The sequence below is a fragment of the Brevibacterium sp. p3-SID960 genome (assembly GCF_025144725.1).
GTDB lineage: Bacteria > Actinomycetota > Actinomycetes > Actinomycetales > Brevibacteriaceae > Brevibacterium.
The window spans coordinates 21,590-28,135 of the sequence record NZ_JALXKS010000040.1 but is presented as its reverse complement, the minus strand read 5'-3'; the positions used below and the strand labels follow the sequence as shown (position 1 = coordinate 28,135).

Annotated in this window: 5 protein-coding genes; all 5 read right to left on the bottom strand. The window is 69.8% G+C overall.

The genetic code is table 11. The annotated features are described in order from the left end of the window. Window positions 1–25: 25 nt before the first annotated feature. Entirely contained in the window at window positions 26–2,395 is a 2,370-nt protein-coding gene (metE, locus tag M3B11_RS11375; RefSeq protein WP_259877551.1) for a 5-methyltetrahydropteroyltriglutamate--homocysteine S-methyltransferase, read from the bottom strand. Next, entirely contained in the window at window positions 2,392–3,378 is a 987-nt protein-coding gene (locus M3B11_RS11370; protein WP_259877550.1) for a methylenetetrahydrofolate reductase, read from the bottom strand. The genes metE and M3B11_RS11370 overlap by 4 nt, the downstream gene beginning before the upstream one ends. Next, on the bottom strand, window positions 3,375–4,415 hold the full coding sequence (locus M3B11_RS11365) for an isopenicillin N synthase family oxygenase (RefSeq protein WP_259877549.1): 1,041 nt from the start codon (window positions 4,413–4,415) through the stop codon (window positions 3,375–3,377). The genes M3B11_RS11370 and M3B11_RS11365 overlap by 4 nt, the downstream gene beginning before the upstream one ends. A 161-nt stretch (window positions 4,416–4,576) precedes the next feature. Beyond that, window positions 4,577–5,218, bottom strand: a complete 642-nt coding sequence (locus M3B11_RS11360; protein ID WP_259877548.1) for a response regulator transcription factor — start codon at window positions 5,216–5,218, stop codon at window positions 4,577–4,579. Further along, window positions 5,215–6,531, bottom strand: coding sequence for a sensor histidine kinase (locus M3B11_RS11355; protein ID WP_259877547.1), 1,317 nt, complete (start codon window positions 6,529–6,531; stop codon window positions 5,215–5,217). The genes M3B11_RS11360 and M3B11_RS11355 overlap by 4 nt, the downstream gene beginning before the upstream one ends. Window positions 6,532–6,546 lie beyond the last annotated feature (15 nt).

Below are 6,546 nucleotides of genomic sequence, written 5' to 3'. Positions count from 1 at the left end.
ATCATGGACGGGTCGCCGTCCGAGGTCAGACGGCTGCACCAGTGGCCGCAGGAACCTCCTCGGCGGCGCGAACGCGCACTGCGTCACGGGCGGCGATGAGGTTCTCCAATGCCGGGCGGACCTCCTCGTACCGGCGGGTTTTGAGTCCGCAGTCAGGATTCACCCACAGGCGATGGCGCGGCACGTGGGTCAGGGCCGCCTCCAGCAGGCCAATGAGCTCATCGACCGAGGGCACCCGCGGGGAGTGGATATCGTAAACGCCCGGGCCGACGCTGCGGTCGAACTCGGTCGGGTCGAGGCTGGCGAGCAGCTCCATGCGCGAACGGGCGGCTTCGATGCTCGTGACATCGGCATCGAGGGCATCGATGGCGTCGATGACCTGCTCGAACTCCGAATAGCACAGATGCGTGTGGATCTGCGTGCCCGGCTCCACACCGATGCTGGCCAACCGGAACGCATCGACCGCCCATTCCAGATAGGCGTCCCGGGCATCGGCGCGCAGCGGCAGCAGCTCACGCAGAGCCGGCTCGTCGATCTGGATGATCCGGATGCCGGCGGCCTCCAGTTCGGCAACCTCGTCGGAGAGCGCCAGGCCGATCTGCTCAGCAGCAGTCGACAGCGGCACGTCATCGCGAACAAAGGACCACGACAGGATCGTCACCGGGCCGGTGAGCATCCCCTTGACCGGTTTGTCGGTCAGGCTGGCGGCAAAGGTCGACCACGGCACCGTGATCGGAGCCGGCCGGTGTACGTCGCCGAACAGGATCGGCGGGCGGGTGCAGCGGCTGCCGTAGGACTGCACCCAGCCGTGATCGGTGACCGCGAAGCCGGCCAGGTGCTCGGCGAAGTACTGCACCATGTCGTTGCGCTCGGGCTCACCGTGGACGATGACATCGAAGCCGAGCTCCTCCTGCAGGCGCACCACCTCGGCGATCTCGGCCTGCATCGTCGCCTGGTACTGCACCTCGGTGATGCGCTCATCGCGCAGCGCGGCCCGGGCTCGGCGCACGTCGGGCGTCTGCGGGAACGAGCCGATCGTCGTCGTCGGCAGCACCGGCAGGCCGAGTGCGCCCTGGGCTCGCCGGCGCTCTTCGAGGCTGCCACTGCGCACCCGGCGCTCACCGATGGCAGCTGTCCGGGCACGCACCTCGGGGTTGAGCACGCGGGCGGATTCTGCGCGGGTGCGCACCGCCCGGGCCGACCGGTCGAAGGCGGGCTTACGGACACCGGCCGGGTCGTCAGCACCGCTGCTGCGGGCCTCCAGTGCCGCCGCGAGCGCCTCGACCTCGGTGAGCTTCTCAGCGGCGAAGGACAGCCAGCCGGCCACATCGACCGGCAGCCGGGTCTCGGCGGCCACCGTGTAGGGGACATGCAGCAGCGAGGTCGAGGTCGAGACCGATACATCACGACCACCGTCCTGCAGCCCGGCGAGCACCTTGAGCTCGGCAGCCAGGTCGGCAGCCCAGATGTTTCGGCCGTCGACCACCCCTGCCACCAGCCGGGTGGTGCCGAAGTCCGCTGTCTGCAGGCGGGCCAGCCAACCGGGGTCCGCGGCCCGGGTGGCAGGCGAGACGTCGACGCCCAGCGCCTCGGGCCCGGCGGCCAGCAGGGTCTCAAGTCCTGCCCGCAGCGCACCATATGGCGCGGTGATGAGCACCTGCGGGCGCTCACCGGCTGACAGCAGACGGGCATGCGCGTCACCGGCGCAGGCGGCCAGCTCAGCATCGCTGATCGCGTCGAGGTCGGTGACCAGGATCGGCTCATCGAGCTGCACCCACTCGACCCCGGCGGCATGCAGGGCAGCCAGAAGTTCGGCGTAGACCTCGACGAGCTCATTGAGCCGCTCCAGCGGCGCCTGCTCTGCTCCAGCCGTCGGCTTCGACAGCGCCAGCAGGGTCACCGGACCCACCAGCACCGGGCGGATCCGATGCCCGGCCTCCCGCGCCTCGGCGACGAGGTCGAGGAGACGCTGCGGGCGGGCGGTGAAGGTGCGCTCATCGGCGACTTCGGGCACCAGGTAGTGGTAGTTCGTGTCGAACCACTTCGTCATCTCCAGCGGCGGGTGCTCTGCGGTGCCGCGGGCCAGAGCGAAGTACTCGCCCAGGTCGGTGCCGGACGGGTCCTCACCGACGATGCCGGTGGTGATGGCAGCGTCGAGGACCTGGTCGTAGGCGGAGAAGTCGCCGGGGATCGCATAGTCGGCGGTCAGGCCGAGCTCGCGCTGCCGCTCATAAGCGCCCACTCGCAGACTGTGGGCGGCATCGGCGTAAGAGGCTTCGTCGATGGTGCCGGCCCACAGCGCTTCGAGGGCGCGCTTGAGTTCGCGGCGCGGGCCGATGCGCGGCAGCCCGGTGGCGGTCGCAGGCGGGAACGAACACTTCGGTGAGGCGGTCACGGGAAGTCCTTTCGGTCGGCGGCCAGCCGGGAGAGGGTGGCTGGTCGCAGGCGGGAGAGCAGCTCGGTGATGGTCGTCGGGTCGTTGAAGGTGTAGAAGTGCAGGCCCGGCACCCCGGCGGCGATGAGCTCGTCGACGAAATCGGCGGTGAGGTCCAGGCCGATGTCGTACTCCTCGGCTGGGCTGCGGGCTGCGGCCAGCGCCTGGGAGATGCGCGGCGGTGGCGTGAGCCCGGAGAGCCGACACATCCGCTGCAGGCGCGCGGTGCCGGTGATCGGCATGATCCCGGGGATGATCGGCAGGGTGACGCCGGCCAGCCGTGCACGGTCGGCGACAGCAGTGATGAGGGCGGGGTCGAAGAACAGCTGCGTGATGGCGAAGTCGGCGCCGTTGCGCTGCTTGGCGGCCAACACGTCGATGTCTTCCGCCGGGTGCCGTGACTCGGGATGCCCGCTCGGGTAGGCCGCCACCCCGATCGCCAGCCGGCCGCCGCACAGCCGGGCGACTTGGCCGCGCTCGACCTCCCGCAGCAGTGCCACGAGCGCATCGGCGTGCGCGAGGTGCCCGCGCGGGGGAGCCGATTGCCCGGCTGCCAGGTCTCCGCGGACGGCGAGGAACCCGCGCACCCCGGCGTCGATGAACCGCTCGATCCACTCGGTCAGCTCCCTACGCGGGGCTGCGGTGCACGTCAGGTGGGCCAGCGGACGCAGCCGGGTGGTTGCGGCCAGCTGCTCGATGAAGGCCGCCGTCCCCGCCGACCAGCCGGTGCCCACCGCCGAGGTGACGGCGAGGTAGTCGGGGTCGTAGGAGGCCAGCAGCTCCAGCAGCGCACCGGAGCGCTGCTGCTGGGCGGCACTGCGCGGGGGCATGGCTTCGAAGGACAGCGCCAACCGGGTCCCGGACGTCCCTGCGGGGACACCGGCCTCGGGTGCGGTGGCCGGCGAGCAGGCATCGAGGGGTGCTGAGGCGGAGATCGTGCTCACTGGGTACCCGGCGCGGCAGTCAGTAGATCGGGGTGGTGGAGTGCGGCGACGTCGGGGTGGGAGCGCAGCCGAGAGGCCAGGGCGTTCTCCCCGTAGACGGCATGCAGCGTGTCGCGCTCATCAGCGCTCACCCCGCGCGCCGATGGGGCCAGTTCGGCAGGCAGGGTCACCTCGGGCAGGCTGGCGCGCAGGGCGGGGTTGTAGAAGAACGGCACCGAGATCCGGTCCGCACCCGGTGCGGTCGGCAGCACGCGGTGGACGGTGGCGCGCAGATAGCCGCCGGTGGCGACCTCGAGCAGCTTGCCGATGTTGACGACGAAGGTGTTCTCGATCGGTTCGACGTCGATCCACCGGTCCTCATGCAGCACCTGCAGCCCGGTGGTCCCCGGTTGCGGGTACAACAGGGTGAGCACCCCGCCGTCGCGGTGCGCGCCGACGCCCTGGGTGATGTCCTCGGGGGCCGTGTCCGAGGCGGCGGTCGGCTCGGGTGCCGGGTAGCGGATGATCTTGATGAAGGATTCGGGGTCTTCGGCGAAGGCCGGTGCGAAGAAGTCAGCCGGCTGGCCGAGGCTCAGCGCCCATTCGGACAGCAGCCGGGCTGCGACCGCGCTCAGCTGGGTGTGCCAGGCGTCGGTGACGGCCCTCAGCTCCGGCAGGGCGTCCGGGTAGAGGTTCGGGCCGGTGAGCCGGTCGTAGGCGTGCAGCGGTTCGGCGACCGGTGCGCGGTGTGGGCCGATGTCGATCTGCTCGCGCCAGTCGACCAGGCCCTGGGTGCGCTCGCCGCCGGTGCGGGTGTAGCCGCGGAAGTGCGGGGAGCGGGTGTTCTCGATGGCGAGCTTGTCCGCCTCGGGCAGGGCGAAGAAACGCTCAGCGGTCTCAAGCAGGGCGGTGAAGTCTGCGGCGGGGATGCCGTGGCCGGTGAGGTAGAAGAACCCGATCGAGTGGGTGACCTCGCGCAGCTGGCGGCGGAAGTCAGCGGCCAGCTGCGGATCGTCGGCGCGGGACAGGTCGAGGATGGGCAGGCGGGTCAGCGGCATGATGGCTCCTAGGTCTGTGGGAGGACAGATGTGGAACTCACGCTAGACCCGGGCGGTGGCCGGAGCCGGTGGGGATGTCACGGCAGGCCTTATATCGTCATAAACATGCCATGCAGCGTCATGAATGCGACTTCCCGCGTCATCTGCCGACGCACAGCTGGTCAGTCGCGCACGATGCGCTGCTCGCGGGCGGCAGCGATCGCTGCGGTGCGGTTGGAGACGCCGAGCTTGGAGTAGATGTGGTTGAGGTGAGTCTTGACGGTCGCCTCAGAGATGAACAGCTCGCGGGCGATCTCGCGGTTCGAGGTCCCGGTGGCCAGCAGCTGCAATATCTCGATCTCCCGGTTCGACAGCGAGATGCCCGGGCTGCGCATCCGGTCGAAGAGCCGGGCGGCGATCTCCGGTGCCAGGGCGGTGCGCCCGGCAGCGGCTTCGGTGACGGCCTGCCGGATCTTCTCCGGATCGGCGTCCTTGAGCATGTAGCCTGAGGCACCGGCTTCGATTGCTGCGACGATGTCGGAGTCGGAGTCGTAGGTGGTGAGGATGAGCACCGGCGGGTCCGGGCGGGACTCCTTGAGTCTGCGGGTCGCGGTCACCCCGTCCATCCCGGCCATCTGCAGGTCCATGAGCACGACGTCGAGCGGTTCGCCCAACGTCTCGGCCCGCTCGACTGACTTGATGGCCTGCATGCCGTCGGAGGCCTCGGCGGCGACTTCGAACTCGGCGAAGCCGTTGAGCATGGCGATGAGCCCGGTGCGCACCACCGGGTGGTCATCGACGATGAGCAGGCGGATCTCCGTCATGCGGCTGTCTCCAGCGGCTCGGGTGGGTGATCGCTGCCGGGGGGCAGCGGCAGGCTGACGCCGACGACGGTGCCCTTGCCGGGAGCTGATTCGACGGTGACGTGCCCGCCGGCCTGGCTGAGGCGCTCACGCAGCAGGCGCAGCCCGTAACCGGAGTCGGCACCGACACCGTCGGCCGGGTCTGCCTGCAGCACCGCGTCGGGGTCGAAACCGCTGCCGTTGTCGAAGACGTCGATGGTGACGGTGTCGTCGAAGAACGCCAGCGTCACCCGGGCTGCCGAGGCGTGTGCGTGGGTGGCGACGTTCGACAGCAGCGACTGCACAGATCGCACGAGTGCCGCCTCGGTCGCGGCTGAAACCGGGACCGGGTCACCCTCGGCGGCGAACGTGCACCTCAGGTCCTGCCCAGCAGCCTGGACGCGCTCCTGCGTGTCGGCGCACAGCTGCGGCAGGCGCTCGAGCAGCCGGGTGGTGCGCTGCTGGCGCGGTGCCTGTCCGGCAGCCAGATCGCGGACGAAGGCGCGGGCCTCGGCGAGGTTCTCAGCGGCGGTGCGTTCGATGATGTCGATGTAGTCCACGGCGGCCTCAGACCTGCCTCCGACCTGCGCATCTCGGGCGGCGCGGGAGACGAGGACGATGCTGGAGAGGCCCTGCGCCAGGGTGTCGTGGATCTCCTGGGCGAGCCGCTCACGTTCGGCCAGCTGGCCGGCCTCATGCTGGGCGGCGGCGAGTTCGCTGCGAGTGCTGATGAGCTCGGCGACCGCGCGGCGCTGATGCTCGCTTTCAGTGTACAGAGCCTGGTACACCAGCGACATGATGATCGCCACTCCGGCGCCGAGCAGCGGGCCGACGATGAGTGCCGGCTGCAGCTGACCGGTGTGGGCCCATTGGATGACACCGACCGAGCAGGCGAGCACGATGACCGCGAAGATCGCATGCCGGGTACGGAGGATGTGCAGATGCAGGAAGAACAGGGGGAAGGCCAGCCACGTGAAGTGCTCGCTCAGCGAGACGAGGCACAGCCACTGGACGGTGACAGCGGCCAGCCACAGCATCGCCATGCGCTGCGGCAGCCCGGCGAGCCGGCCGTCGATGCCGACGTGTTCGCTGTGGTGCTTCTCGCGCAACGTGCCGTAGACGTAGGTCCCGGCCAGAATCACCGACAGCGGCAGGACGATCCAGCCGATGCCGTGCACGCCGATCTCGATGAGCGTCCGGATGATGCCGATGCCCAAAAGGAGGGCGAACCCGGCATGCAGGGTTACGCGCATGGCGCTCAGCACCAGCGGAACACGGCTGTCGGGTTCGGGCATAGTCCAACTCTAGCT

Coding starts and splice junctions, on each gene's coding strand:
- M3B11_RS11365 (WP_259877549.1), bottom strand. CDS start 4,415: ATGCCGCTGACCCGCCTGCCCATCCTCGACCTGTCCCGCGCCGACGAT.
- M3B11_RS11360 (WP_259877548.1), bottom strand. CDS start 5,218: ATGACGGAGATCCGCCTGCTCATCGTCGATGACCACCCGGTGGTGCGC.
- M3B11_RS11355 (WP_259877547.1), bottom strand. CDS start 6,531: ATGCCCGAACCCGACAGCCGTGTTCCGCTGGTGCTGAGCGCCATGCGC.